The sequence below is a fragment of the Cryptosporangium aurantiacum genome, assembly GCF_900143005.1.
GTDB classification, from domain to species: domain Bacteria; phylum Actinomycetota; class Actinomycetes; order Mycobacteriales; family Cryptosporangiaceae; genus Cryptosporangium; species Cryptosporangium aurantiacum.
The window spans coordinates 394,472-419,374 of sequence record NZ_FRCS01000002.1 but is presented as its reverse complement, the minus strand read 5'-3'; the positions used below and the strand labels follow the sequence as shown (position 1 = coordinate 419,374).

Annotated in this window: 23 protein-coding genes; 9 read left to right on the top strand and 14 right to left on the bottom strand. The window is 71.9% G+C overall.

What is annotated here, in order from left to right; genetic code table 11:
- Positions 1–41: 41 nt before the first annotated feature.
- The gene (locus BUB75_RS08715; protein WP_073254027.1) at positions 42–1,766 is read left to right on the top strand and encodes a glycerol-3-phosphate dehydrogenase/oxidase; all 1,725 of its coding nucleotides are present in this window, start codon (positions 42–44) and stop codon (positions 1,764–1,766) included.
- A gap of 11 nt (positions 1,767–1,777) precedes the next feature.
- Here the strand turns inward: BUB75_RS08715 and BUB75_RS46140 are convergent, their stop codons facing one another.
- The 3 genes from BUB75_RS46140 to BUB75_RS08705 form a co-directional block, all read right to left on the bottom strand.
- Entirely contained in the window at positions 1,778–1,945 is a 168-nt protein-coding gene (locus BUB75_RS46140) for a hypothetical protein (protein WP_178379803.1), read from the bottom strand.
- A 302-nt stretch (positions 1,946–2,247) separates the two neighbouring features.
- Complete coding sequence (gene pgfA, locus BUB75_RS08710; protein WP_073254024.1) at positions 2,248–4,254, bottom strand: cell envelope lipid trafficking protein PgfA; 2,007 nt, start codon at positions 4,252–4,254, stop codon at positions 2,248–2,250.
- A gap of 221 nt (positions 4,255–4,475) precedes the next feature.
- Positions 4,476–5,999: an aminotransferase-like domain-containing protein gene (locus BUB75_RS08705; RefSeq protein WP_073254021.1), complete on the bottom strand. Its 1,524-nt coding sequence runs from the start codon at positions 5,997–5,999 to the stop codon at positions 4,476–4,478.
- Positions 6,000–6,120: 121 nt separating this feature from the next.
- Here BUB75_RS08705 and BUB75_RS48090 point away from each other — a divergent pair, with 121 nt between their 5' ends.
- Positions 6,121–6,255: a hypothetical protein gene (locus tag BUB75_RS48090; protein ID WP_281248302.1), complete on the top strand. Its 135-nt coding sequence runs from the start codon at positions 6,121–6,123 to the stop codon at positions 6,253–6,255.
- 83 nt (positions 6,256–6,338) lie between these two features.
- On the opposite strand, the gene BUB75_RS08700 is transcribed toward BUB75_RS48090, so the two are convergent.
- Positions 6,339–8,000 carry a DNA repair helicase XPB gene (locus BUB75_RS08700; protein ID WP_084740535.1) on the bottom strand — a complete coding sequence of 554 codons (1,662 nt, stop codon included), beginning with the start codon at positions 7,998–8,000 and terminating at the stop codon, positions 6,339–6,341.
- A gap of 273 nt (positions 8,001–8,273) precedes the next feature.
- Here BUB75_RS08700 and BUB75_RS08695 point away from each other — a divergent pair, with 273 nt between their 5' ends.
- The gene (locus tag BUB75_RS08695) at positions 8,274–9,134 is read left to right on the top strand and encodes a L,D-transpeptidase (RefSeq protein WP_084740533.1); all 861 of its coding nucleotides are present in this window, start codon (positions 8,274–8,276) and stop codon (positions 9,132–9,134) included.
- Here BUB75_RS08695 and BUB75_RS08690 read toward each other — a convergent pair.
- Positions 9,131–9,583: a flavodoxin family protein gene (locus BUB75_RS08690; protein WP_073254018.1), complete on the bottom strand. Its 453-nt coding sequence runs from the start codon at positions 9,581–9,583 to the stop codon at positions 9,131–9,133. The genes BUB75_RS08695 and BUB75_RS08690 overlap by 4 nt on opposite strands.
- Positions 9,580–11,943 carry a helicase-associated domain-containing protein gene (locus tag BUB75_RS08685; protein WP_073254015.1) on the bottom strand — a complete coding sequence of 788 codons (2,364 nt, stop codon included), beginning with the start codon at positions 11,941–11,943 and terminating at the stop codon, positions 9,580–9,582. Before BUB75_RS08685 ends, BUB75_RS08690 begins: the two co-directional genes overlap by 4 nt.
- A gap of 130 nt (positions 11,944–12,073) precedes the next feature.
- On the opposite strand from BUB75_RS08685, the gene yidD reads away from it, so the two are divergent.
- A complete protein-coding gene (gene yidD, locus BUB75_RS46995) occupies positions 12,074–12,535 on the top strand; it encodes a membrane protein insertion efficiency factor YidD (protein WP_218617385.1) in 462 nt (153 codons plus the stop codon).
- Between the two features lie 63 nt (positions 12,536–12,598).
- The gene (locus tag BUB75_RS08675) at positions 12,599–12,793 is read left to right on the top strand and encodes a hypothetical protein (RefSeq protein WP_073254011.1); all 195 of its coding nucleotides are present in this window, start codon (positions 12,599–12,601) and stop codon (positions 12,791–12,793) included.
- 4 nt (positions 12,794–12,797) lie between these two features.
- Here BUB75_RS08675 and BUB75_RS08670 read toward each other — a convergent pair whose 3' ends face one another.
- On the bottom strand, positions 12,798–13,073 hold the full coding sequence (locus BUB75_RS08670) for a hypothetical protein (protein WP_073254008.1): 276 nt from the start codon (positions 13,071–13,073) through the stop codon (positions 12,798–12,800).
- A complete protein-coding gene (locus tag BUB75_RS08665; RefSeq protein ID WP_073254005.1) occupies positions 13,070–13,318 on the bottom strand; it encodes a hypothetical protein in 249 nt (82 codons plus the stop codon). The genes BUB75_RS08670 and BUB75_RS08665 overlap by 4 nt, the downstream gene beginning before the upstream one ends.
- A 474-nt stretch (positions 13,319–13,792) precedes the next feature.
- Here BUB75_RS08665 and BUB75_RS08660 point away from each other — a divergent pair, with 474 nt between their 5' ends.
- Positions 13,793–14,437, top strand: a complete 645-nt coding sequence (locus BUB75_RS08660; protein WP_073254001.1) for an HAD family hydrolase — start codon at positions 13,793–13,795, stop codon at positions 14,435–14,437.
- A 34-nt stretch (positions 14,438–14,471) separates the two neighbouring features.
- On the opposite strand, the gene BUB75_RS08655 is transcribed toward BUB75_RS08660, so the two are convergent.
- Positions 14,472–14,735 carry a hypothetical protein gene (locus BUB75_RS08655; RefSeq protein ID WP_143175088.1) on the bottom strand — a complete coding sequence of 88 codons (264 nt, stop codon included), beginning with the start codon at positions 14,733–14,735 and terminating at the stop codon, positions 14,472–14,474.
- Between the two features lie 200 nt (positions 14,736–14,935).
- Between BUB75_RS08655 and BUB75_RS08650 the strand changes: the two genes are divergently transcribed.
- Positions 14,936–15,322: a cold-shock protein gene (locus tag BUB75_RS08650; RefSeq protein ID WP_073253992.1), complete on the top strand. Its 387-nt coding sequence runs from the start codon at positions 14,936–14,938 to the stop codon at positions 15,320–15,322.
- Positions 15,323–15,341: 19 nt separating this feature from the next.
- Here the strand turns inward: BUB75_RS08650 and BUB75_RS08645 are convergent, their stop codons facing one another.
- The 5 genes from BUB75_RS08645 to BUB75_RS08625 form a co-directional block, all read right to left on the bottom strand.
- Positions 15,342–17,399, bottom strand: a complete 2,058-nt coding sequence (locus tag BUB75_RS08645; RefSeq protein ID WP_073253988.1) for a hypothetical protein — start codon at positions 17,397–17,399, stop codon at positions 15,342–15,344.
- A 57-nt stretch (positions 17,400–17,456) separates the two neighbouring features.
- On the bottom strand, positions 17,457–18,293 hold the full coding sequence (locus BUB75_RS08640; protein ID WP_073255161.1) for an MqnA/MqnD/SBP family protein: 837 nt from the start codon (positions 18,291–18,293) through the stop codon (positions 17,457–17,459).
- A 67-nt stretch (positions 18,294–18,360) separates the two neighbouring features.
- Complete coding sequence (gene mqnB, locus BUB75_RS08635) at positions 18,361–18,996, bottom strand: futalosine hydrolase (RefSeq protein ID WP_073253983.1); 636 nt, start codon at positions 18,994–18,996, stop codon at positions 18,361–18,363.
- Positions 18,996–19,472 (bottom strand): hypothetical protein, encoded by a 477-nt coding sequence (locus tag BUB75_RS08630; protein WP_073253980.1) that lies wholly within the window; start codon positions 19,470–19,472, stop codon positions 18,996–18,998. Before BUB75_RS08630 ends, mqnB begins: the two co-directional genes overlap by 1 nt.
- Positions 19,473–19,493: 21 nt before the next feature.
- Positions 19,494–20,852, bottom strand: coding sequence for an MFS transporter (locus BUB75_RS08625; protein ID WP_143175087.1), 1,359 nt, complete (start codon positions 20,850–20,852; stop codon positions 19,494–19,496).
- 189 nt (positions 20,853–21,041) lie between these two features.
- Between BUB75_RS08625 and BUB75_RS08620 the strand changes: the two genes are divergently transcribed.
- The gene (locus BUB75_RS08620) at positions 21,042–21,986 is read left to right on the top strand and encodes a DUF3027 domain-containing protein (protein WP_425430875.1); all 945 of its coding nucleotides are present in this window, start codon (positions 21,042–21,044) and stop codon (positions 21,984–21,986) included.
- Positions 21,987–21,990: 4 nt separating this feature from the next.
- Complete coding sequence (locus BUB75_RS08615; RefSeq protein WP_073253969.1) at positions 21,991–24,903, top strand: sacsin N-terminal ATP-binding-like domain-containing protein; 2,913 nt, start codon at positions 21,991–21,993, stop codon at positions 24,901–24,903.

Sequence of the window (24,903 nt, the reverse complement as noted above, 5' to 3'; positions counted from 1 at the left end):
CGGGAGGGACGTACCGTGGAGTAGTGACCCGTGATCCTCAGGTGTCCCGCTTCGCCGCCAGCCGGCTCGGCCCCCAGCAGCGCGCCGCCGCGGTGGAGCGGCTACGTACCGAGACGTTCGACGTCGTCGTGATCGGAGGCGGTGTCACCGGCGCCGGAGCCGCGCTCGACGCCGCGAGCCGAGGCCTCTCGGTCGCGCTGGTCGAGGCGCGCGACTACGCGGCCGGGACGTCCAGCCGGTCGAGCAAGCTCATCCACGGCGGGTTGCGCTACCTGGAACAGCTGAACTTCGGGCTGGTCCGGGAAGCGCTGGAGGAGCGCGGGCGGCTGCTGACCACGCTCGCGCCGCACCTGGTTCGCCCGACGCCGTTCCTGCTGCCGCTGGAGCACCGCGGCTGGCAGCGGCTCTACTACGGCGCGGGCGTGGCGCTGTACGACACGCTCGGCTCGATCCTCGGGACCGCTCGCGGGGTACCGCGCCATCGGCATCTGTCCCGCACCGCGGCCCGGCGGCTGTTCCCCAGTCTCCGGCGGGACGCGCTGGTCGGCGCGATCCGGTACTACGACGGCCACGTCGACGACGCCCGCTTCGTGCTGACGCTGGCGCGCACCGCCGCGTCGTACGGCGCCGTGACCGCGACCAGCACGCGGGTGGTCGATCTGCTGCGCAACGCGCGCGAGATCGTCGGAGTCCGGGTGCGTGACCTGGAGAACGACGAGGAGTTCGAGATCCGTGCCCGCACGGTCGTCGCGGCGACCGGCGTGTGGAGCGACGATCTCTCCGAGATGCTGCACGAGCGCCCCGGCCTGCGGGTGCGGGCCAGCAAGGGCGTCCACCTCGTCGTGCCGCGTTCGGTCATCTCCGGGGACGCCGGGCTCATCCTGCGTACCGAGAAGTCGGTGCTGTTCGTCATCCCCTGGGGCGGGCACTGGATCATCGGCACCACCGACACCGACTGGGACCTCGATCGGTCGCATCCGGCGGCGTCGAGCGTCGACATCGACTACATCCTCGACCACGTCAACACGGTGCTGGAACGGCCGATCACGCACGAGGACATCGAGGGCGTCTACGCCGGCTTGCGCCCGCTGCTGGCCGGGGAGGACGAGGCGACCTCGAAGCTCTCCCGAGAGCACGCGGTGGTCGAGCCGATGCTCGGGCTGATGCTCGTGGCCGGCGGTAAGTACACGACGTACCGGGTGATGGCGGCGGACGTCATCGACAAGGCCGCGCACCGGCTGCACGACGTGCCGGAGAGCCGCACCCAGGACATCCCGCTGATCGGTGCGGACGGGTACGCCGCGGCCTGGGCGAACCGTGCCGACCTCGCACGCCGGCACGGGTTGACGGTCGGCGCCGTCGAGCACTTGCTGGAGCGGTACGGGTCACTCACGACCGAGCTGCTGGCGAGCATCGACGCGAACCCGCGGCTCGGGCGGCCGGTCGTCGGCGCACCGGAATACCTGGCGGCCGAGATCGCGTACGCCGCTTCCGACGAGGGTGCGCTGCACCTGGAGGACGTGCTGACCCGGCGCACCCGAATCTCGATCGAGACCGCTCACCGCGGGCTCGACTCGGTCGAGGACGTCGCCGACGTGCTCGCACCTGTGCTCGGGTGGGACGCCGCTACCCGACGGCGTGAGGTGGAGCATTACCGGGCGCGGGTGCTCGCGGAGCGTGAGTCGCAGCGGATGCCCGACGACTTGACGGCGGACGCCGCCCGGCTCGGCGCACCCGACGTCCGGAAGCCCTCTACGCGTTCCTGATCGGTCGGAGGTCAGTGCACCTCGTCGAAGAGGCTCGAGCCTTCGTAGCGACCCTCGTAGGCGGGCTCGAAGTCCTCGTCGTTCGAGCGCTTACGACCCCATATCGCGGCGCCCATGATGCCCGCGATAACCGCAACGGTCAGCGCGGTGAAGAGCGTCAGAACCAGAGGTGTGCTCATGGACCCCAGCCTCGGACCTCGAGTCGCAACCGTCAAGCGCCCTGGTCCGTTCGGTTGATCTCTTAGGCCGGACGAGGGAACGGACAACTCTCCGCTATCGGCGAATTTAACTTGCGTTCCGAGGGCGGTCGGCGGAAGCCGTCGGATACTCGGTTTGGCCGCGATATCGGCAGGAAGAACGGGCGGGATAGGCGGCGATTCCCGGCCGTCCGGCGTCGCTCGGCTCTGGAGTACAAAGTCGATGAGTCCATGCGGACAGGCAAGCTGTGAACTTCGTTAAGGGTTTCTTCGGAGTCTTTGGGTCACCAACCGTCCGGATAGCGCCGACGGCGGCGTCGGGGCGGTACCGCGGGCGGTGGTGCGTCGGTGGCACCGCGGTCGGCGGAGAGCAGGTCGGTGAGCGAACGGTCCCGGCCGGGACCGTCGCTCGTGGAGGCGTGCGACCAGTCGGCCGGGTCGAGCCGTCCGTGGTTGCCGAGTCCGTCGGGCCGGATCTGCGCGAACCAGTCGTCGTCCGGGTCCGCCGCCCGGCGTGCGGCGCGGCCGCCGCTGCGGGGCTCGGGACGCCGGTGGGTGCCGGTGTCCTCGTCGAAGTCCGGTGCTCGGTGGCTGCCGGTGCGCTCGGACACCGGGTCGGTACCGATGTCCGGGCGGCGGTGTGTGCCGGTGTCGCCGTTCAGGTCGGGGCGGCGGTGGGATCCGGTGGTGCTGTCCAGATCGGGGAGTCGGTGTGTGCCGGTGTCGCCGCCGCTCAGGTCGGGGCGGGGGTGGGACCCGGTGTCACCGTCGAGATAGGGCCGGATGTAGCGGCTCAGCGGGCGGTCGGCGACCGGAGCGGGTGACACCGGCCGTCCCGGGCCGAGGTCGTCCCACGACGGGCGCCCGTCGGCGCGGAACGGCTCGGTGCGCGCTTGGGCCTGGGGCTCGCGCGGCGCCTGCGCCCCATGTGGCGCGTGCGGCGGTTGCGGTTCCCGGGGCGGCTGTGCCCCGTGCAGCGCGTGCGGCGCGGCCTCCCGCGGCGCGGCCTCCCGCGGCGCGGCCTCCCGCGGCGCGGCCCCGTTCGGCGCGGCCGCGTGTGGCGGCTGCGGGTCGTGCGGGCCGGGGGACGGCTGCAGGCCGTGCGGCGGGCGGCTGGTCGGCGGTTCGGTCTGGCGCAGCGCGGCAGGAACCGCGAACTCCCCGGTCGCGTGGCGACCGCTGCGCCGCCGCTCCGCGGCGCCCCGCGCCACCTCCGGCCAGGCGCCCTCAGCCGCTTGCCCGGAGCCGACGCGCGGCGCCGCGTGCCCGGCTGCCGCGTGCTCGGGCGTTGGGTAGGAGGTGTGCGCGTGGTCGGGCGTCGGACGGCCGGGCGGCAGCGCCGGGGGGCCCGCCGGCACTGCCGGGCTGACCGGGGCGTGACGAGCGGTCCGCGGCGCCGGGCGCCGCCAGAGCAGCAGCGCGACGCCGAGGGCGGCGAGCGTCGCTCCCGCGCCCAGCGCCAGCGGTGGTGCCTGGCCGACGAGTTCGATCTTGCGCTTGTTCTCGTCGACCAGCGCCAGCATCTCCGGGCTCGGGTTGGCCCGGTCCGTCCGCAGCGTGGCCGCGAACACCGTCACCTTGTCCTGACCACGGGAGTTCCGCAGCGTCGTCGTGGTCTGCAGTTCGACCGCGAGCGGCGTCCCGGTGACCGGTTCCACCCAGAGCGTCTTCGTGCTCTCGTTCCACACCGGAGCGTCGAACGTGCGCGACTCGCCCACCAGCAGGCCGCTGTCGGCCTGGGTGCGGATCTGACGCCCGGGCACCTGCGTGACGTACTTCTGGACGACGTGACCGGCGATCGTCTCGGTACCCGCGTACCGGGCCGGGTTCGCCGACGCGGTGGTGCTGTCCCAGATCATCAGGTCACGCTTCGGCGTGTTGAACGGCAGCTTGAACAGGTAGCCGTCATGTCGCGCCGGCTTCTCGTCCACCATCTCGTCGCAGCAGTTGACCGCGGCGCCGGTCCGCCGGTCGATCGCGGCCCGCTCGACGCTGGCCCGGATGAACTGGCCGTCGGCGGTCGAGATCACCTGCGAGAGATCGGCGACCAGCACGCGGTCGGAGCTCGCGTCGACGTCCGCCCGGATCGTCTGCCTGGCGACGACGTTCGCGGTCTTCTCCTTGACCGTCGTCATGTCCAAGTACGTCGCCTTACCCGGCAGGTCCAGCGTGTTGTAGAGATCGATCGGAACCACCACGAGCCGGTCGTAGGCCCAATACCGAATCGTTCCACCGAGGACAGCGAGGAAAAGGCCGAGACAGATGAGCGTGAAACCGATGCCGCGGCGCATGGCTTCCCCCGGAAATTGAAGTCGGCGCGAGTGGTGATGCCCGTCACGATTCTGGAGAGAGGAAAGTTACCACGGGGTAACACGCGCTGGCGGTGCTTTGGGGAACCCCAGGCCACAGCCTCGGTGCCACCGGTCGGTGGTGCTTATCCTCTCAGCCGTTGGGGCAAGATGTTAACGGCGATTCGCGCATCGCGATGACAATACGAAATGATTTCTGTGCGTCACACCACGGGGCGCAACCGCGGTTCCCACGGTCCGTGTCGGTCGAGTTCTGCCCAGGCGGTGGCGAGCCGGCGGACGACCTCGGTGAGGAACTCGTCGCCGAAGCAGTAGGGCAGCCGCAGGAACGAGTCGTGGTTGCCGGAGAGGTCCATCGAACGCCCCGGGATCGCCTCGACGCCGTGTCGCAGCGCGACCTGGGCGAACACCGCCGCGTCGACGTCGGGCAGCTCCACCCAGAGGCACGGTCCGCCGACCGGCGTCTGCCAGCGCCAGCTGGGCAGATACTCGGCCAGCAGCGACTCGGCAGTCGCGAGCTGGGCCTGCCGCTCCGGCACGCGTCGCCGGACCAGCGCTTCCAGCTCCGGGACGATCCGCGCGGCGACCAGCTGGTCGATGATCGGCGAGCCGAGGTCGGCCAGAGCCTTGCGCCGCGCGAGCCGGCTGATCACGTCGGCCGAGGCCCGCGCCCAGCCCACCCGGAGACCACCCCAGACCGACTTCGACAGCGAACCGAGCTGGATCAGGCTGACCGACCGATCGCCGGCCGCGGCGGCGAAGGCCGGGAGCGGCGGCGGCACCTCGTGACCGAGGCTCACGCCCGCCAGCGTGTCGTCGGAGACCACGACGACGTCGTGCTCGGCCGCCAGCTCGACGATCCGGCGCCGCCGCGCCGCGGAGAGCAGCGCGCCGGTCGGGTTGTGGAACGTCGGCATCAGGTAGACGAGGTCGACCGGCGTCTCGTCGAGGATCGCGGCCAGCGCCTCCGGCCGGACGCCGTCCTGGTCGATCGGGACCGGCACCAGCGTCGCTCCGGCGGCCCGGAACACGTCGTAACACGCGGGCCAGCCCGGCGCCTCGACCGCGACCCGGGAGCCCGGCCGCAGGTACAGCTGGGCGACCAGGTCGACCGCCTGGTGCGCGCCGGTCGTCACCAGGATCTCGGCCGGAGTACTCGGCAGACCGATCCGGGTCAGGTAGCCGGCGATCGTGTCGCGGAGCCGCGCGAGCCCGTGCGGCTGGTAGCCGGGGTCGAGCATCGCTTCGGCCAGGTCGTGCCGGGCCACCTCGTCGAGAGCGACCGGGATGACGGCGTCGGCACTGCCCGCGGCGGACGCCAGCGACAGCACGGTGCCTGGTCCGTCGATCAACCGCTGGAACAGCTGCGCGGAGTTGCCGCCGGGCACCCGGCCGTCCCCACCAGGGAGCCGGCTGGCCCGCGCGGTCCGCGCGATGCGCGTCCCGCTCCCGCGCCTGCTCTCCACCGCGCCCTCGCCGCGGAGCTGGTCGTAGGCGGCGACGACGGTGGCCCGGCTCACGGCCAGCACGGATGCGAGACGCCGCTCGGCCGGTAGCGCGCTGCCCGCCGGAAGCGCGCCCTCCGCGATGCCGCGGCGGATCGCGTCCGCGAGTTGCTGGTAGAGCGGACCGTCGCCGACCGACCAGTCGTTCAGTACGTCGAGCAGCCGAGCCTCGTCGTTGGCCCGGTCGTCGCCGCCTGAATAACGGTCCACCTCGACGGTCATTGGCACTGTCCATTCGGTCGACTGGCACCCATGATCGGGGTGTTGGACCGGTTCACTTACGAACCGGGTCGGGCCAATACTAGTTGACTGGACTGGTAAGAGGCGGTGGACCGTGATGTTGGTGATGATTCTCCTGCTGACCGCGCTCACGCTGCTCGCTCCGTGGATCGGTGCGGACAGCCGGGACGGGATGGATTGGCGTCCGATGAGCGAGGCTGAGCGGTATCGGCTCGGAACGACACCCTCGATACGCTGAGCAGCTCGTGAGGCGAAAATAGTGGCGCTGGTGGACCGGTCCATTGACGGACCCGCTCACCAGCGCCACCAGCCGTTCGGCGCTCAGCCCACGTCGGGCAGCGGCGGACCGATCACGTCGTCGGCGTCCACGATCGTGTACGCGTAACCCTGCTCGGCCAGGAACCGCTGCCGGTGGGCCGCGTAGTCGGCGTCCAGGCTGTCGCGGCTGACCACCGTGTAGAAGTGCGCCTGCCGCCCGTCGGCCTTCGGACGCAGCACGCGTCCCAGCCGCTGCGCCTCTTCCTGGCGTGATCCGAACGTCCCGGAGATCTGGATCGCGACCGCGGCCTCCGGCAGGTCGATCGAGAAGTTCGCGACCTTGGAGACGACCAGCGTGTTGATCTCGCCCTGGCGGAAGGCCTCGAACAGCCGCTCGCGCTCCTTGTTCGTGGTCTTGCCCTCGATCACCGGTGCTTCCAGCTCGGCGGAGATCTCGTCCAGTTGGTCGAGGTAGGCACCGATCACCAGCACCTGCTCACCCTTGTGCTTCTCCACCAGCTTGCGGATGACCGGCATCTTCGTCCGCGCGGTCGCGCAGACCCGGTACCGCTCCTCCGGCTCGGCGACCGCGTACGTCATGCGCTCGGCGTCGGTCATCGTGACGCGAACCTCGACGCACTCGGCAGGCGCGATCCAGCCCTGAGCCTCGATGTCCTTCCACGGAGCGTCGTACCGCTTGGGGCCGATCAGCGAGAACACGTCACCCTCGCGGCCGTCCTCCCGGACCAGCGTCGCGGTCAGGCCGAGCCGGCGGCGGGACTGCAGGTCGGCGGTGAGCCGGAAGATCGGCGCCGGGAGCAGGTGCACCTCGTCGTAGACGATCAGGCCCCAGTCGCGCGCGCCGAACAGCTCCAGGTGCCGGTATTCGCCGCCCTTGCGAGACGTCATCACCTGGTAGGTCGCGATCGTTACCGGGCGGATCTCCTTGCGCTCGCCGGAGTACTCGCCGATCTCGTCCTCGGTCAGCGACGTCCGCGCGACCAGCTCGCGCTTCCACTGCCGCCCGGCGACCGTGTTCGTCACCAGGATCAGCGTCGTCGCCTTCGCCTCGGCCATCGCCGCCGCGCCGACCAGCGTCTTGCCCGCACCGCACGGCAGCACCACGACGCCGGAGCCGCCGGCCCAGAAGTTCTCCACCGCCTCCTGCTGGTAGGAGCGCAGCGTCCAGCCGTTCTGAGCCAGCTCGATCGGGTGCGACTCGCCGTCGACGTAACCGGCGAGGTCCTCGGCCGGCCACCCGACCTTCAGCAGGACCTGCTTGAGGCGGCCGCGCTCGGACGGGTGGACGGCCACCGTGTCGTCGTCGAGCTTCGCCCCGAGCATCGGGGAGACCTTCTTGTTCCGGGTGATCTCCACCAGGACCGCCCGGTCCAGTGCGTGCAGCACCAGGCCGTGTACCGGCGAGTTCAGCAGCTGAAGGCGGCCGTAGCGGTCCATCGTGTCGGCGACGTCGACCAGCAGGGCGTGCGGCACCGGGTAGCGCGAGTAGCGCACCAGGGCGTCCACCACCGACTCGGCGTCGTGGCCCGCGGCGCGGGCGTTCCACAGGCCGAGCGGGGTCAGACGGTAGGTGTGGACGTGCTCCGGAGCCCGCTCGAGTTCCGCGAACGGGGCGATCGCCATCCGGCAGGCCGACGCGTCGGGGTGGTCGGTCTCCAGCAGCAGGGTCTTGTCCGACTGGACGATCAGTGGACCGTTGGGCACGGGAACACCTCTCGAGGGGACTTCACGGCAAGTATCCAGTGTCCCTCCTGTTCGGGTGCACCGCAGGTACCGGCCGCCGGGATGAATCACTCGTTCAACCGCAGAGCGTTACCGGGTTTCCACGCGATGCGTCGTGCGCACTGTCACACGTGTGAGTTGACCTGCACAGATACGTGTGTGTCAGGACGGAATGCAGCGGAGAGTCGGCATTTGCTGTGACGCCCGCGTAACCTTCGGTCCGTGCCCGGACGACATTCATCCTCAGCCGACACCATGGAGTACGTCTATCTCGCTGAGGAAGCGCCACGCGGAAAGCACACCCGTACCCGGGGTCGGCGGCGGCGGGAGAACCCGGTCAGCCGCGCGGCGAAGGTCGCCTTCGCCGGGGTAGCCGCCGCAGCGGTCGCGGGCAGCATCTCGTACGGCGCGGTCTCGATGGTCGGGCACGACACCGCAGGCAGCGACTCGGCCCAGATCGACCTCGCGGCTCCGGCGCGCACCAGCGACGAGCGCGCGTCCCGCTCCGGCGGCAACTGTGGCCGCACCGGTACGGGCCAGGCCCGTGTCGAGCGGTACCTGTCCACCCAGGCCGCCCGCTTCGGCCAGATCACGATGGACGCCAAGCAGGACGCCGCCGACTGCGCGGTGATCAAGAAGTTCCAGGCCGCGGTCGCGCTGCCGACCGCCACCGGGATCGCCGACGAAACCACGGCCGAGGTCGCCGACCGGCTCTACAAGTCGACGCCGGCGTCCTGTGGCGCCGAGACCGACAAAACGACGGTCTGCGTCGACCTGAGCCACCAGACGCTCTGGGTGATGCGCGACGGTTCGGTAATCTTCGCGCCGGTCGTCGTCCGGACCGGCGGCCCCGGCCTGGCGACGCCGACCGGCGAGTACGAGATCACCGAGAAGAAAGTAGAGACGGTCTCCAGCGAGTACGGGACGAAGTTGCCGTACTGGCAGCGATTCTTCGAGGACTTCGGGCTGCACGCGACCGACACGTCGCTGTACACCGACCCCGACGACGGCTCGCACGGGTGCGTGAACCTGCTGGCCGGTGACGCGAAGACGGTGTACGGCCTGACCGACGTCGGCACCGAGGTACGCGTCTTCGGCCACCGCGCCGGAACCTAGGTCGTCAGGCTCGCGGCCACCGTCGCGCCGAGTTCCCAGCACGCTTCGCGGGCGGCCTTGTCAGGTGCCCCGGTGATCGTCACCGGTGCGGCCACCTGCTGCCAGCCCAGGCCGGTGGTGATCGTCTCGATGCCGCGCAGCGCGCCGCTGGTGTCGTTGTTGCCGTGCACCCAGACGCCGAACGGCGTCCCGGCCTTCGCGTCCAGGCACGGGTAGTAGATCTGGTCGAAGAAGTGCTTGAGCGCGCCGGACATGTACCCGATGTTCGCGGGTGTTCCGAGCAGGACGCCGTCCGCGGCCAGCGCGTCGGGAACGGTGGCGGCCAGCGCGGGCCGGGCCACCACGTCGACCCCTTCGATCTCGTCGGTGCGGGCACCGGCGAGCACCGCCTCCAGCAACTCCTGGGTCGCCGGCGACGTCGTGTGGTGAACGACCAGCAGCGTGCTCATTCCTGCGTCCTGATCGCGCTCACCACGCGGTGCAAGGCGAACGTGTGCTCGGTCTCGGTGCGGTCGTCCTCGGCCCGGAGGTAACCGGCACCCACCGAGACCGGACGGACCACGCGTGCGGTGACGCCGCCATGAGCGTCCACATAACTCAACCAGACCCGGGCGCGGTCGCGCGCCGCCTGCTGCAGGACGCCGAGCGCCGCACCGGGATCGGGCGCACCCTGCTGGCTGAGCACCGGAGCCCGGCGGGCCGCCCTGGCGGCCTCGTCGCCGCGCCGGACCGCAACCACCGCACCGGCCAGGTAATCGTGGTCGAGCGAGATCTCGCTCGCGCCCCGCGGTGCGCCCCGGTTCGACCGGCCGGGCGCTCTCCTGGCCTCCGGCCAGCCGAGCACCAGTCCGCCGCCGGCGTCCTCGGCTGCCGGGACGTAACCGCAGCCACGCAGCAGATCGACGACACGCTGCACCGAGGCGGAGCTCACCAGCACGGTGTCGGCGATCCGCCGCAGGTTCAGCTCGACGCAGCGCCGGTCGGCGAGCACGGTGGCGAGCAACGCCGGGTCGTCGGTGCGGAGATAGGAGCCGGCCGCGCCGACCCGTAGCCCGCCGTGCCGACGAGCGACGTCGTCGACGAGGTAGCTCAGCGACTGCGGCACCGGCGTGCGGGACCGGGTGGCGAAGAACGTCTGCAGGTCGCTGCCGGACCGGCCGGCGTCCAACGCCCGGCGGACGCTCTCCGGCGTGACCCGGTAGACGGTGGCGCCACCGGCCGACTCCACGTCGGCGACCAGCGCCATCTCGGCGGCCAACGCGGGCTCCAGCGGGCCGGGCGCCACCACGGTCAGGTCGGCCTGCACCAGGACGTGGTCCACCGGCTCGGGCAGCAGATCGGTGAGCAGCGGGACCGGGTCCTCGCCGGTGACGAGCGCCCGCCCGTACCGGGTGAGCGTGGTCTGCGCGACGATGCCCAGCGTTGTGGCCTCGGCGAGCTGCTCGCGGATCACCTCTTCGCGACGCCGTCCGCCCCGCCGCGGAGCGCGCCAGTCCAGGACGCTGATCACGTCCGGTTCGCTGAGCGGCCCGGGATACTCGACGAGCACCTGCAGGATCTGCGCCCGCAGCGTCGGCGCCGCCGAGCGGGTGACCTCGGCCGAGAGCGCAGCGACCGCCCGGTCGCGCTCGTCCCGGGTGCCGACGAGTGCGGGCATCCGGGCCATCGCGAGCCAGGCGCCCGCGAGTTGGGCCCAGCGACGTTCCGCCGGGGTGGCCTGCCACACGTCGAACGCCGCGGTCGGCAGCCAGGTCGGATCGGCATCGGGCGTCCGGGCGAGCAGACCGGCCTCGTGCGCGACGTCGAGCAGCAGCGCCGCGGTCGGTTCGTCGATCCCCGCGGTGCGCGCCAGCCGTCGCAGGTCGCGGACGCCCAGGCCGCCCGCCTTGAGAACCGGCGGCGGCTCCGCTGCGCAGGCGTCCAACAAAGTCGCGGTCTGCCGGAGCACCTCGAGGACCTGACCGGAGCCGGCCCCGTCGACGCGGTCGGTCGGCGCGGCCGTCGTGGCGGTCGGCGTCGGCTCGGTCGGGTGCAGCGGGCCGAGCGGAGCGTCCCCGCGCAACGCCAACCCGACTTCGCGAGGCAGCTCGACGGTGGAGGCGTCGAGCGGGACCAGCAGGCTGTGGACGAGGAGCCAGCGCAGCGGCGTGTCGGCGTCCGTGGGATCGGCCGGGCGGCGGACGTCCCGGATCGCGCCGACCGGGTTGCCGCCGTTCGCCAGCCGCTCCAGCATCGCGGTCGCTTCCGGCGGACAGGCGTCCAGCAGCGCGGACAGCCGTACCGGGTCGGCGAACGCCTCGGCGATCAGCGCGGTGGCCTCGGGCTGCGGGACCGACGGGAGGTGGAGCGCGGCGAGGATCGGCGTGAGGTCCTCGGTGCGATCGTCCTGCACCAGAGCCGCAACCGGACGGCCGAGGCCCGCCGGATAGCGTGACGCGACCTCGTCGAGCACGGTCGGGAGCCGGAGCACGGACTCCCCGTCCGGCCAGGCGAGCCCGAGCGTCACCAGGTGGTCGATCGCCCGGTGAGCGGAGAAGTCCGACGCGCCGGAGAGAAGGTCGAAGGCCTTCTTGCGGTCGGCTCGGTGCTCGGGGCCGCCGACCAACCGGAGCGCGTCGAGAACCTCCAGGTGAAACTGGTCGAGGTGATCGAGCGCGCGAGCGACCGACATCCGGGAATGCGCACGTTGCGCCAATACGGAGAAGTCGGACGGCACCGGGACGGCGAGGTCCGGGCGCGCGGCGAACAGCCGTTCCAGCTGCTCGTCGGTCAGCGCGCGGTAGTGGTCTGCCAGGCTCGCCGTGCTCACCGAATAGACGCTAACCGGTTTCGGGCGTCGTCGGTCCGCATGACGACAGGGACGAGCTTGGTGCGCCCTGGTTGTGCCACTCTGCGGCCGGTTCAGATGGACTGAGAACTTCTCCGAGAGGACGTCGAGGGTGGGGAACGAGGCCGGGTGGGTGCTGCTCGCGGGGTGGCGACGCTGGCGCGAGCGGCGTCGGCACAAGCGCAGGCACCGTCGTCACTCGAAGGCCACGGACGCAGCGTCGTGCGGCATCGACGGTTGCGAAGGCTGCGACGGGTGCAGCGGCTGCGACTGCAACTTCAGCTTCTTGAGCCTGGGGACGCTGCTCCTGCTGGTGCCGTTCCTGCGCTCGACGCCGACGTTGCGGCCCCGCTCGACGCGCGCCGGACGTGGCGGCGTCCGATTGATCCGTGGGTACCAGCGGCGCATCAGCCGGCACCTGCCCACCCGCTGCCGCTATACGCCGTCGTGCAGTGAATACGGCGTCCAGGCCGTGACCCGGTACGGCCTGCTCGACGGGTCGCGCCTGATCGCGGCGCGGATCAAGCGGTGTACGACAGCGGTCCCGGTGGGTACTCCCGACCCACTCCAGTGACACACTTGATCCAGGTCAGCTGATGGGTCATGGTGTGCTCGTCAGCGTTAGCGAGGAGGAACGATGGCGTCGCAGGCCCGTCAGGCGAAGCACAGCAAGAACACCGTGGTGAAGGACGGGCATCTGGCGGTCAGCGAGTTCCTCGGCGAGCACCAGGGGCCGGCCAGCCCGTTCGGTGACATCCCGCTGCCGCTGCCGACCGACAGCATCGACTACGTGCACCCGGCAGGCGAGCACGAGGGCGCGCACCAACACTGAAAGGTCAGCGGCCGAGCGACTTTTCCACGTTCTGCCAGATCGGGCACGGCCATTGGACGCGTGCCCAGGTGCCGGAACACTCCGGACACCACGGCGAGCCGTCTCGTGGCTCGTGCAGGCTGATGAACTCCGAGAGCGCCAGCGAGAGGTCCGCGAGATCGTCCCTGGCATACGCCAGGAGCGTCAGGTCGTCGGCCTCTCGGGCTAGCGTGCGTGCTTCACGTAGCCGTTGCCAGACGGCGTAGTGCCGACTGAGCCGCTCGGCGTCCTGTCCGATCACGGGTGCCTCCTCGGGCCCTCGCTGGTGGCCTCGGCGGCGCCGGGGCGGGTGGCGGCCGGCGGCCGGGCAGCAGAGCCGCCGCACCGGCGGTTCCGCGAGGTGCTGTTCCGGCGGCCCGGGTAAGGCCGGTGCTCCTCGAGCGGACGCCGCGGGGCGACTCGCTCGGACTCGGCGCTGAAGGAACCGGTCTCGTCCCAGAAATAGACGGTGGCGTATTCCAGGTAGTCGGCCGGGTGGCTGCTCATCGATCCTCCAGTGCGCGTCAGCGGGCCTTGCAACCCCGGATGGGAGCTAGCTGGTCCGGGAGTTGCAAGAGAACTCTCGCGCACGTCGCCGTCGAATGTGATTACCGGTCGGATCCCCGCGATACCTGTGGGTATTCGCTGCGCCGGAGCCGCCCGCCGTCGAGGTGGTGTTCCCCCGAGGGCTTGTGGGGACCTCTTGCGGCCACACATGAGAGTTATGCTACATTTTGGGGCATATGAACCGGTCGTCGGGTAGGGTCGCTGCTTTGCCCTGCCAGGACGGCCCCTCGTCTCCTCGGGTAGTGGCTGATAACTGAGATCGTTGCTGCTCGGGACGGCGGCGCTGCAGGGTTCGCAATGAGGCGGGCCTCGGAGGGGTGTGCAGCGTTGCGACGGAGGCGCGGCAGGCGGGCGCAGCTGACCGCCTCCCTGCCGCGCCTCCTCCACCAAACCCGCCCGGATACCGTGGTGGGCATGTCCCTCGCTTCGCCGGTTGTCGGTTTTGACCTCGACATGACGCTGATCGACAGTCGCCCGGGTATCGGAGCGGTATACGACCTGCTCGCCGCGGAGACCGGCGTCACGATCGACAGTGCGCTGGTCACTTCGCGCCTCGGCCCGCCGCTCGCGGCCGAGTTGGCGAACTGGTTCCCGGCGGAGCAGGTGCCGGCGATGGTCGAGCGGTACCGCGCGCTCTATCCCGATCACGCGATCACGCCCTCGGTCGCGCTGCCCGGCGCGGCCGAGGCGCTCGCGGCGGTGCGGCGGCTGGGCGGCAGCACGGTCGTCGTCACGAGCAAGTACGCGCCCAGCGCGCGGCTGCACGTCGAACACCTGGGCCTACCGGTCGACGACCTCGTCGGTGAGCTCTACGCGGCCGCAAAGGGCGCCGCGCTCGCGGAGCGCGGCGCGATCGTCTACGTCGGTGACCACACCGCGGACATCGCCGCGGCCAGGGCCGCGGGCACGGTTTCGGTCGCGGTCGCTACCGGCCCTTTTGATGCGGACGCTCTACGCGCGGCCGGCGCCGACGTAGTCCTGGACGACCTCAGCAGCTTCCCAACATGGCTAGCGGAGTACGTGGCGCCCGCCCGGCCCGCGGCAAGTGGGCCCAGCTAGGCGACCTATGGCTTGCCTGAACGCGCCCACTTTGTCATGGCGATGGCGCAGAAGCTTCGCGGGCGGCGCGGTTGTTGGCGGCTGCCTGGCGTCCGATTCCCAGCAGCACTAGGAGGAAGCCGAGCGGGCCGAGCATCGTGCCGACCGCGGCGAGCGCCGGCTGGGCGGACGAGCCCGCGAAGAACGGCAGGAACACGATTCCCACGAACACCATGCCCACCAGGAAGCACGCTGTTCCCACGCGCACCAGCCAGCGGCCGGGCCGCCGCGGCACCGGAGAAACCTCGGAACTCGCCACGTTCCCAGCCTACGAGCAGCCCGGACGGGTGTGTCGCGCCGGGTGACCAGACTTACTCCAGGTCACGGACGTGATTCCCGCCACTGTCGGAAGAAGTAGTCCGTTGGTTGCGGGGCGTCCGGGTCGCTAGCCTTAAGAGGGGGCAGGCGGGGTACCGCGCGCCCCCGTTTATCGCGGCGATACGAAAACGGGGTCAGGACGTGCCGACCGGCAAGGTGAAGTGGTTCGACCCGGAGCGCGGCTTCGGCTTCCTGGCCCGGGACGAAGGCGGCGACGTTTTTGTCCACAAAGGCGCATTACCTCAGGGTGTCACGGAACTGAAGCCCGGAACCCGGGTCGAGTTCGGCGTGGCCGCAGGGCGCAAGGGCGACCAAGCGCTGTCCGTGCGGGTGATCGATCCGCTGCCCTCGTTGGTGGCTCAGACCCGTCGTCCCGCGGATGAGCTGCACGGCATGGTCGAGGACATGATCAAGGTGCTCGAGGCGCGGGTGCAGCCCGATCTGCGACGCGGTCGCTACCCCGACCGCAAGGCCGCCCGCAAGATCGCCGAACTCGTCCACGCGGTGGCCCGCGAGTTAGAGGTCTGACGGCCCGCCGAAGGCCGCCTCAGCGCCACGGGGGCGGCAGAGCCGGGGGAGTGGGGGCTTCGGAGTCGGGGACCACGACGAGCTCGATCTTCAGTTCCGGACGCCGCTGCGCCACCTCGCGTAAGCCGGTGGCCAGGTCCTCGCGGGAAACCACGAACCGCACCGGCTTCGGGCTCACCTCGGCGACGTGCTCCAGCGTCGCGATCTCCTTCGTGCCGTTCAGCCCGCTGACCGGCTTCCAGGCCTCGCCGCCCTGGCGTCGCAGCCCGGCCAGGAAGAGCGACGGGACGTAGAGCCGGTACGCGGTCACCACGATCGTCACCCGGCCGTCGTTGCCGTCCGGGAACCGCCGGTACGTGTTCACCGCGGCCTTCCCGTCCGGCGGACGCCAGAGCATCGTGGCGTGGAACGCCCGGCCCCGGCTCGTGCCCGGCGCCGGCTCGGTGATGCCGCCGCCCTGGGACGTCCGGGTCTGCAGCATCCGGTCCGGGACGAGCACCCCGTACGCGAGCGCCGCCGCGAGCACCGACGCGGTGGCAGGCAACGCGAACGCGGCCAGCCTGCGTAACCAGGCCCCGAGGCCGACGGCCCCGACGCCCCACCGGAACGGGTCGGCGGGCAGCAGCAGCCCAACCGCGCCGAGCCCCACGAAGCCGCTGACCAGCACGCCGTGCACGGCCTTCTCGAAGTAGTACGAGACGCCGCCGGTGTGGGCGATCTGGTAGGCGCCGATCGCCGCCACCATCAGCAGCCCGAGCGCCAACTGTCCGCCCACCGACCGCCAGACGGGGTTCCGTCGACCCGCCCTGGTGAGGGTCCCCAGAAACACCAGCACGCACAGCGCCGCCACCAGCCGCCGGTCGACTTGCGGGATGCCGACGATCGGCAGCAGCGCCTCCGTCGGCGAGACGCCGGACCGGATCGAGATCACCGGCCAGTAGAGCACCAGCGGGGCGGCGGCCACGGCGATCACGAGCGTTCCCCAGCGCGGCCCGCGGAGCGCCGAGCGGCGGTACGTCCACGCCCAGTACAGCACCGCAGCGCCCGCGACCGGCAGGAAGAAGTAGTACGTGAAGCTGACGCCGATCACGCCGGCCGCCAGCAGCAGCGTCTGCTCCACCGAACCGCGTACCGGCCGGGCCGCGAGCGCCAGCACCATCGCCACCAGCGCCAGCCCCAGCACCTCGCTGGGGTATCCCCGGTCGAACAGCGAGACCAGGTATCCGGCGCCCGTGCAGAAAGCGATCGTGGCCACCGCCGCCACCAGACGCCAGCCGCGCAGCGTCCGGCCCGCCACCCAGCGGGCGCCCCAGACCAGCGCGAACGACAGGATCCCGAACCCGACCAGGTTCCACGCCAGGTAGTGGTCGAACGCGTTCATGCCCTCGCCGAGCTCGGTGGACGAGCGGGCGAAGTTGTCCATCAGCGCGCTGGACAGGTGCGAGGCCTGCGGATAGTCGACGACCCCGTCGATCACCTGCCGGGTCACGTCGCCCCGGTGGAACGGCAGGTACCCGCCGACCGACCGGATCGTGTCGAAGATCGTGAAGTGGCGGGCCAGGTCCTCGGCCCCGATCATCATCCCCATCCGCTCCGCGGCGGACTTACTCCAGAACGACGTCCAGAGGTACAGCGCCGGGCCGGCGCCGCCCAGCAGCAGGAGCGCGTCGCCCCAGTTCACCCGGGTCGGCAGCTGGGGGAGACGGCGCGCGAGGAGCCCGACGGCCACCAGGCTCAGGAACCCGGCCCGCGCGACCGGCACCGGGTCGAGGCCCCACGGCCAGACCGAGAACAGCAGCCCGGCGGCGCTGATCACACCGAGCATCAGCAGCAGCGCGATCGCCAGCCGGTCGAGCAGCGTCCGCCCGCCACGTAACAGCGACGCGATCCCGACCAGCAGGAGGATCGGCAGCACGCCGTCCAGGTGGAACTCGTGGGTCAGCCACGGGAGCACCCAGCCCACGGGTATGGCGAGCAACGCGACGAGGAGACCGGTGCGAGAACGCCTCGGAGGTGTCGGTGCGGGCACCGGCGCCTCCGGAGCGGTGGTGCGGTCGAGCGCCGGAACGGTCTCCACAGCTACTCCGCGGGTCGAACACGTGGTCAGGATGGGTAGGGAGGTAACACTGCGCTGCTAAACAGCGGACAACCGAGGGATGACCACTGGGGGAACCAGCCCCGCTGTGGCCGCGCGACCCAGCAGCTCGTCCACCGCCGCGTAACCGTCGGTACCCAGGTCGCGCGTGAATTCATTCACATACAGACCGATGTGTTGGTCGACGACCGGGCCCTCCATCTCCTGCGCGTGCGAGAGCACGTACTGGCGGCTCGCGGCGGGGTCGGCCCAGGCGGCGTTCACCGAGGCACGGACGTGTGCAGCGGCCGCGGCCGGGGTCACGCCGGTGCGTTCGGCCAGGTCGGTACGGGCCAGAATCGCGCCCAGCGGGATCGGCAGGCCGGTGGTGGACTCCCACCAGTCGCCGAGGTCGGCCGCGGCGTGGAGACCGTACCGCTGATAGGTGAAGCGTGCCTCGTGGATCACCAGACCGGCGTCGATTTCACCGGCGGCGACCGCGGGCATGATCTCGTGGAACGGCCGGACGACGACCTCGGCCGGCGCGTGCTCGGCTGCCCAGAGGCGGAACAGCAGGTAGGCGGTGGTGCGGTCACCGGGGACGGCGACGGTTTTCCCGGCAACGGTCTCCGGGCCCGCGGACGCCTCTCTGGTGAGGACGAGCGGCCCGCAACCGCGCCCTAACGCACCACCGCAGGGCAGCAGCGTGTACTTGTCCAGCAGCCACGGGAGCGCGGCGTACGAAACCTTGACCAGGTCGTACTCGCCTCGTTCCGCGGCGCCGTTCGTCACGTCGACGTCGGCGTAGTCCACGGTGACCGCGGGAGCACCCGGCACCTGACCGTGCACCAGCGCGTGAAAGACGAACGTGTCGTTCGGACAGGGCGAGAACGCCATCCGGATCGGTTCAGCCACCAGGTCGCACCTCCTGGCTCTCACCGTAACCGCCGACCAGCCGGAACCCCTACGCCGCAGCCGCGGCGAGCGCGCCGACCGCGCCGCGCAGAGCGTCGAACGCGAGCGGGATGTTCCAGGCGCTCCGGTCGCGCCTGCCGATCACGTTGCTCACCGCCCGCACTTCGGCCCAGCGGACGCCTGCCGCGCGAGCGGCCCAGGCCACCCCGTACCCCTCCATCGCCTCGGCGATCGCGGCCGGGTGGACGGACGCCAGCTCGGCGCCACGGCGGTCGGTGCCGGTCATCGTCGCGAGCGTCAGGATCTCGCCGGTGAGCGCCGGGACGTCCGCAGCGCCCAGCGCGTCGGTGACCCAGCGGCCGCCGGTCGTGGGCAGCACGTCACCACCGGCCAGCCCGAGCCCGGAGAGATCGAGGAAACCCTCGTCGGTAGCGGCGCCGAGATCGGCCCACCGCACGGTGTCGGCCACCACGATCGAGCCGATCGGCGCTCGCTCGGCGAACCCGCCGGCCAAACCGGCCGAGACGACCAGGTCGTAGGTCCCGGACGCCAGCGCCATCGCGGTGCTGACCGCGGCCGCCACCGGCCCGACACCACCGGCGAGCCCCGTCACCCCGGCCCGGGAACCGCCGGGGAGCGCCGCGTCCAGCTCGGCAGGCACCGCGGTGACCAGCAGCAGCCGCATCACTCGACGTTTAGCACGAACCGCCAGAGCCCGCGGGCCTTCTCCGCCGTGTGGCCGGGGTGCAGCGCGAGCAGCTCCAGCACGTACGTCGTATCGCCGCTCGTGTCGGTCGGCACCGTGAACCGGATGTACGTGGTGCCCTTGCGGACGAACGAGACCGGCGCCAGGTTGCCGTCCGAGCTGGCCAGCGCGGCCGTCCAGCCGTCCTCGCCCACGGTCGGCGGCACGTCGACCTCCACGATGCCGCCGGGCTTCACGTCGATCTCGCCGGCGTTGGTGGGACCGGCCTTGCAGTCCGAGCTCGGCGTCGAGGCGTTGAACGTGCCGTCCTCGAAGCACCAGGCGGTCGCTTCGCCGCCCGCCGAGTCACCACCGCTGACGACGGTGGCGTAGGGAGCCGGCTTGTCGCAGGCCGCCACCAGACCGAGGGTGGCCGCCGCCACCGCGAGGGCGAGACCGCGCTTCTTCAGACGCATACGAGCAAGATAACTGGCCCCTTAGCGAACTCCCGCCGGGGAGGTCCACTCGTTCGCGGGAGCAGTTATCGGAGCCACTGCCGCACGATGCGCCGCCCACGCCCACGCACCGACGCGGACCGCCACGGCAGCCACCACCAGCGCCACCAGGAACAGCCCCCACTGCCCGGACAGCGGGATCAACCCCACCGCCCCTCCGCTCACCCAGGCCAGCTGGATCATCGTCTCCGAGTGGGCGAACGCGCTGGCCCGCGACTCGTCCGGCAATCGTTCCTGGATCACCGCGTCCACCGCGAGCTTCGCCAGGCTGCTGGCCAGCGCGGTGCCGAACGCCAGCGCCACCAGCACCGGCAGCGAGTAGAACACCGCGGCCACCGCCGCGCCGAGCGCCACCGCGCTCACCGCGATCGCGTCCAGCAGCAGTGGACGGCGTAGCTTCAGCCGGCTGCCGATCAACGTCGCCACAAAGCTGCCGATGGCCAGCGCGGCCGCGACCGCGCCCAGCGCGGCCAGTGGTTCCAGCAGCAGGTCGTCCTCCCGCACCCGGAACGCCATGAACAACGCGAGGAAGCCGAAGACCGCGCGCAGCGTCCCGCCCGCGGTGACCGCCGCCCACACCGGCAGGTTCCAGAGCCGCAGCGCTTCCTTGTGCGCGAGCAGCGCGAACACCCGTGGCGGCACCTCCGGCCGATCGGAGTCCACCCCCGCGGGCAGCCGCAGCGACAGCACCATGCCGACGAAGAACACCACGGTCGCCAGCCGAAGCGGCCAGCCCGGGCCGAACATCGCCAGCGCCGCCCCCACCGCACCCGCGATCCCACCGAAGATCGTGCCGGCGAGCGATCCGCGTGCGTTCGCCTCGACCAGCGTTATTCGCGACGGCAGCAGGCGTGGCACCGCAGCCGACCGCGCCACACCGTAGGACTTCGACATCACCAGCACGCCGAACGCCGCCGGGTACAGCACCCAGGTGTCGAGCTGGTCGGCGATCGCGTACGCCAGGAACCCGCGAGCCAGCATCGTCGTCGCCAGCGCGTAGCGGCGGCCGTGCCGGAACCGGTCGAGCACCGGCCCGACCAACGGTGCCAGCAATGCGAACGGAGCCATCGTGATCAGCAGGTAGAGCGCGACCCGGGTCCGTGCCTCGCCGACCGGCACCGAGAAGAAGATCGTGCCCGCCAGCCCCACCGCGACCAGGGCATCCCCGGCGCACGAGAGGGCATGCAGGTCGAACATCTTGTGCAGGCCGGTCTCGTCGGCGCCGTCGGCGCTACGGACGCGTCGTACTCGTGCCCAGCCACGTCCGCTGAACCGCGCTGCCCCCGAAAACGCGGTTGCGAACGGTCCCCGGGAGGTGTTTTGCAGGGAGCCGTCGTTCACCACGCATCCATCGTTACCCACGCGGAGGCCTAGCAGTCACCTCCCTGCGGAGGGTTCAGCCGTCCGGATGAGGTGCTGAACCTCGTACCCCCTTCGTACGTCGCGGAGAGAACCCCTGGTAGAAGGGCTACACGCCGAAACCGCACCGGGGTTCCCGGCTCCAGGGGCGCGTGAGGAAGAATGAACGATGTGACGACCCGCACGGTGCACCGTCCCGCGGTTCCCGACTCGGCCGGGGACGGCCCGATGCCCGATGCCGTACCCCCAATGGAGTCTGTGGTGACCGGGAACCCAGAGGCCACTGACGCACCCCGGCCCGGCAAAGCTGCCGCGCGCCGGGCCCCTCGCCCTGTCAAACTCGACGCCGTCTGCGCACAGGCCACCGACCTCGCTCTCCAAGCGGCCCACGAAGTCGGCGGCGAGATGGTCGGCGCGCCGGTGGACGTCACCGCCGACGGCGAACGACTGGTCACGCACCGGTTCGCCGCGCTCCAGCCGGGTTATTCCGGCTGGTACTGGTGCGTCACGGTGGCCCGCGCGCCCCGCTCCAAACACGTGACGATCAACGAGGTCGCTCTGCTGCCCGGCTCCGACGCGCTGCTGGCGCCGGAGTGGGTGCCGTGGAGCGAGCGGCTGCGCCCCGGTGACCTCGGCGTCGGTGACCTGCTGCCGACCGCTCCCGACGACGACCGGCTGATGCCCGGTTACGTGCTCTCCGACGACCCCGAGGTCGTCGAGGTGGAGTACGAGATCGGGTTCGGCCGTCCGCGGGTGATGAGCCGGCTCGGGCGGGAGGAGACCGCCGAACGCTGGTACACCAGCCGCTCCGGCCCGGAGAGCGACCTCGCGAAGGCCGCGCCGGCCCGCTGCGGTACCTGCGGCTTCTACCTGAAGCTGTCCGGTTCGCTCGGTTCGCTGTTCGGGGGCTGCGGCAACCTGTTCGCGCCCGACGACGGCCGGATCGTCTCCGCCGACCACGGCTGCGGTGCGCACTCCGAGGCGCTGGTCGAGCCCGCGCCGCCGGTGCCGCCGGCGCCGATGGCCCTCGACGACGACCTCGAGGTCATCCGCACCGCGCACACCCCCGGCTCGGTGGAAGACTCCACCGACGCCGAGCCGCTCGGCCACGGCTGAGCCGGTGTCCCACGACCCGTTCGGCACACACACGCGGCGGGCCGCGGTCCTCGCCTCCTGGGCCGGCGTCACGACCCGGTTCCGGGAGGACGCGAACGCCGAGGAGGAGCTGGTCCGCGGCGGTCTGGGCGGCTACGCCGACCGGCTGGTGATCGAGCTCGCGCAGAACGCGTCCGACGCGGCGGCGCGTGCCGCCGTGCCCGGCGTGCTGCGCTTCGCGTACGCCGACGGCGTCCTGTCGGTCGCCAATACCGGAGCGCCGTTGGACTCGGCCGGCGTCGACGGGCTCACGTCCCTGCGTGCTTCCGCGAAGGCTGCGGACGCCAGGGAGCCCGCCACCGTCGGACGATTCGGCGTCGGGTTCGCGGCCGTCCTGGCGGTGAGCGACGAGCCCGAGGTGCGCTCGCACGCCGGTGGGGTCCGGTTCTCGGCGGAGCAGACCCGCGCCGAGGTCGCCACGATCGGCGGAGCGGCGGCAGCGGAGCTGGCGCGGCGGGACGGTGCTGTGCCGGTGCTGCGGCTCGCGTGGCCGGTCGACGCGCCGCCGACCGCCGGGTTCGACACCGAGGTGCGCCTGCCGGTGCGCGCGGGTGCGATCGAGCGCGTCCGGGAACTGCTGGCCGACGTCGAGCCGACGCTGCTGTTCGCGTTCCCCGGGCTGGTCCGGCTGGAGATCGCGGTCGACGGCGTCGAGCGGGTGATCGAGCGTGTCGGCTCCGACGAGCGCGCGGTCTCGCTGGCATCGGACGGCGTCGTGACGACGTGGCTGGTCGTGCGCGCCGACGGTGCGGTTCCGGCGGAGTTGCTGGCTGAGCGTCCGCTGGAGGAGCAGGCGGCATTGGCGCGCTACAGCACGCTGGCCGCCGTGCCGCTGGAGGACGCCGTACCGCGACCGCTTCCCGGCGACGTCGTTCTGCACGCCCCGTCGCCCACCGACGAGCCGCTCTCGCTCCCGATCCATCTGGCGGCGACGTTCCCGCTGGAAGTGTCGCGGCGCCGGGTCGCGCCCGGCGCGCTGACCGACTGGCTCGCGGCCCGCGCCGCGGACGCGGTGGTCGCGCTGCTGGTCGAGGCGCCGCCGGTGGTGGAGACGCTGACGCTCGCGCCCCGCGCCGGGCTCGGCAAGGCCCCGCTCGACGCCGCGATCTGCTCGCTGGTGCTCGCCGGTCTGCGCGAGGCGCCGTTCCTCCCGACGGTGCCGGCCCCCGAGGGGACCGCACCCGTCGACCCGCCGCTACTCGACGACGAACTCGACCTGCTCGCCACGGGCCTCGGCGACGCCTTCGGCGCGCCCGCCTCGGCCGCCGAGGCGCCGGACGCGCCAGGCGGCTTCGCCGCGCCCGCGCGGGTGGCGCCGTCGGGGGCGGTGGCGCTCACGGCGGAGTTGGCTGCGGCCGCCGACGCCGTGGTGGACGCACTGGCCGGGGTCGTGCCGGGGCTGCTGCCCGCGGACTGGTCGAGCCGAGCCGCCGCCGGAGCGCTCGACGCGCTGGACGTCCGGCGGCTGGGCGTCGCCGACGTCGTCGAGGCCGTGGCCGGTCTGGACCGGTCACCGTCCTGGTGGGGGCGCCTCTACACGGCCCTGGGGCCGGCGAGCCGGGACCTGGACGCGCTCGCCGCGCTACCGGTGCCGCTCACCGACGGGCGTACGGTCACCGGCGTCCGCGGAACGCTGCTGCCCGGCCCCGACCTCGCCGCGATCGCGCCGGACACGCTCGCGCCGCTCGGGCTACGGGTCGTCCACCCCGACGCGGTCGGCGGCGAACTGCTGGAGCGCCTGGGCGCGCGGCCCGCGACCGTCCACACGATCCTGGCCGACGACCGGGTCCGCGCGGCGGTCGCCGACTCGCTCGACGCCGACGAGCCGGAGTTGCTGGCCGAGGCGATCCTCGCGCTGGTCGCCGCCGCCGGCATCCGCCCCGGTGAGGAACCCTGGCTGGCCGAGCTCGCGCTGCCCGCCGACGACGACTGGTACCCGGCCGGTGAGCTGGTGGTACCCGGTTCGCCGCTGGTCCGCGTGTTCGCCGGGATGGGCACCGACGACGCCCCGTTCGGCGTCGTCGACCAGGATTTTGCGAACGACGTGCTGGCCGCACACGGGCCGGAAGTCCTGGCCGCCGTCGGCTGCCTGACGACGTTCACCGTGCTCGAGGCCGACGACCTGGACCTGGTGGACCTCACCGACCTGGACGTCGAGGACGCCGACCTCGACCTCGACGGGCTCGCCGAGTGGGCCGACGCGGTCATCGAGGCGATCGACCCGACCGGCACCGTCGGCGCGCCGCCGGGCACCCGGATCGAGCGGTTCCGCGCCATCCGTGACCTGGACCTCGTCGACCCGGATCAGTGGCCGCTCGCGCTGGACCTGCTCGCCTCCGGCCCGCCGCGCGAGGTGCTCAACGCCACGGCCGTGGCGGTCACCCCGGACGGCACCCGGATCGAGGTGCCGGCGTACAGCCGCTGGTGGCTCGCCAGGGAACCCATCCTGGACGGACGCCCGCCGGGTGAACTCCGCACTCCGGACGCGGTCGACCTGGACGGCCTCTACGACGTCGCGCCCGCTGACGCCGACCCCGGGCTGCTGCCGCTGCTCGGCTGCCGCACCGGTCTGCTCGACGCGATCGCGGCCGACCCGACCGACTTGCTGCACCGCCTGGCCGACGCCGACCGCACCGCGGCGCCGTGGATCGTCCCGCTGGTCTACGCGCGGATCGCCGAGGCGCTGGCCGGAGCGCGGGTCCCGGCACCGGCCAGGGTCCGGGTCGCGCCGGACGCGGTGGCCGAAGCGGACCAGGTGGCGATCCTCGACCAGCCGTGGCGCCTCGACGCTCTCGACGGCCGGGCGCCGATTCTCGGTGGTGACGACCCGGTCTCGGTGGCCGAGTTGCTCGACGCTCCGCTGGTGTCCGAGTTGTGA

Coding starts and splice junctions, on each gene's coding strand:
- BUB75_RS08665 (WP_073254005.1), bottom strand. CDS start 13,318: ATGAGCAGCCACCCGGCCGACTACCTGGAATACGCCACCGTCTATTTC.
- BUB75_RS08705 (WP_073254021.1), bottom strand. CDS start 5,999: ATGACCGTCGAGGTGGACCGTTATTCAGGCGGCGACGACCGGGCCAAC.
- mqnB (WP_073253983.1), bottom strand. CDS start 18,996: ATGCGGCTGCTGCTGGTCACCGCGGTGCCTGCCGAGCTGGACGCGGCG.
- BUB75_RS08690 (WP_073254018.1), bottom strand. CDS start 9,583: ATGAGCACGCTGCTGGTCGTTCACCACACGACGTCGCCGGCGACCCAG.
- BUB75_RS46140 (WP_178379803.1), bottom strand. CDS start 1,945: ATGAGCACACCTCTGGTTCTGACGCTCTTCACCGCGCTGACCGTTGCG.
- BUB75_RS08675 (WP_073254011.1), top strand. CDS start 12,599: ATGGCGTCGCAGGCCCGTCAGGCGAAGCACAGCAAGAACACCGTGGTG.
- pgfA (WP_073254024.1), bottom strand. CDS start 4,254: ATGCGCCGCGGCATCGGTTTCACGCTCATCTGTCTCGGCCTTTTCCTC.
- BUB75_RS08660 (WP_073254001.1), top strand. CDS start 13,793: ATGTCCCTCGCTTCGCCGGTTGTCGGTTTTGACCTCGACATGACGCTG.
- BUB75_RS08695 (WP_084740533.1), top strand. CDS start 8,274: ATGGAGTACGTCTATCTCGCTGAGGAAGCGCCACGCGGAAAGCACACC.
- BUB75_RS08630 (WP_073253980.1), bottom strand. CDS start 19,472: ATGCGTCTGAAGAAGCGCGGTCTCGCCCTCGCGGTGGCGGCGGCCACC.
- BUB75_RS08640 (WP_073255161.1), bottom strand. CDS start 18,293: ATGGCGTTCTCGCCCTGTCCGAACGACACGTTCGTCTTTCACGCGCTG.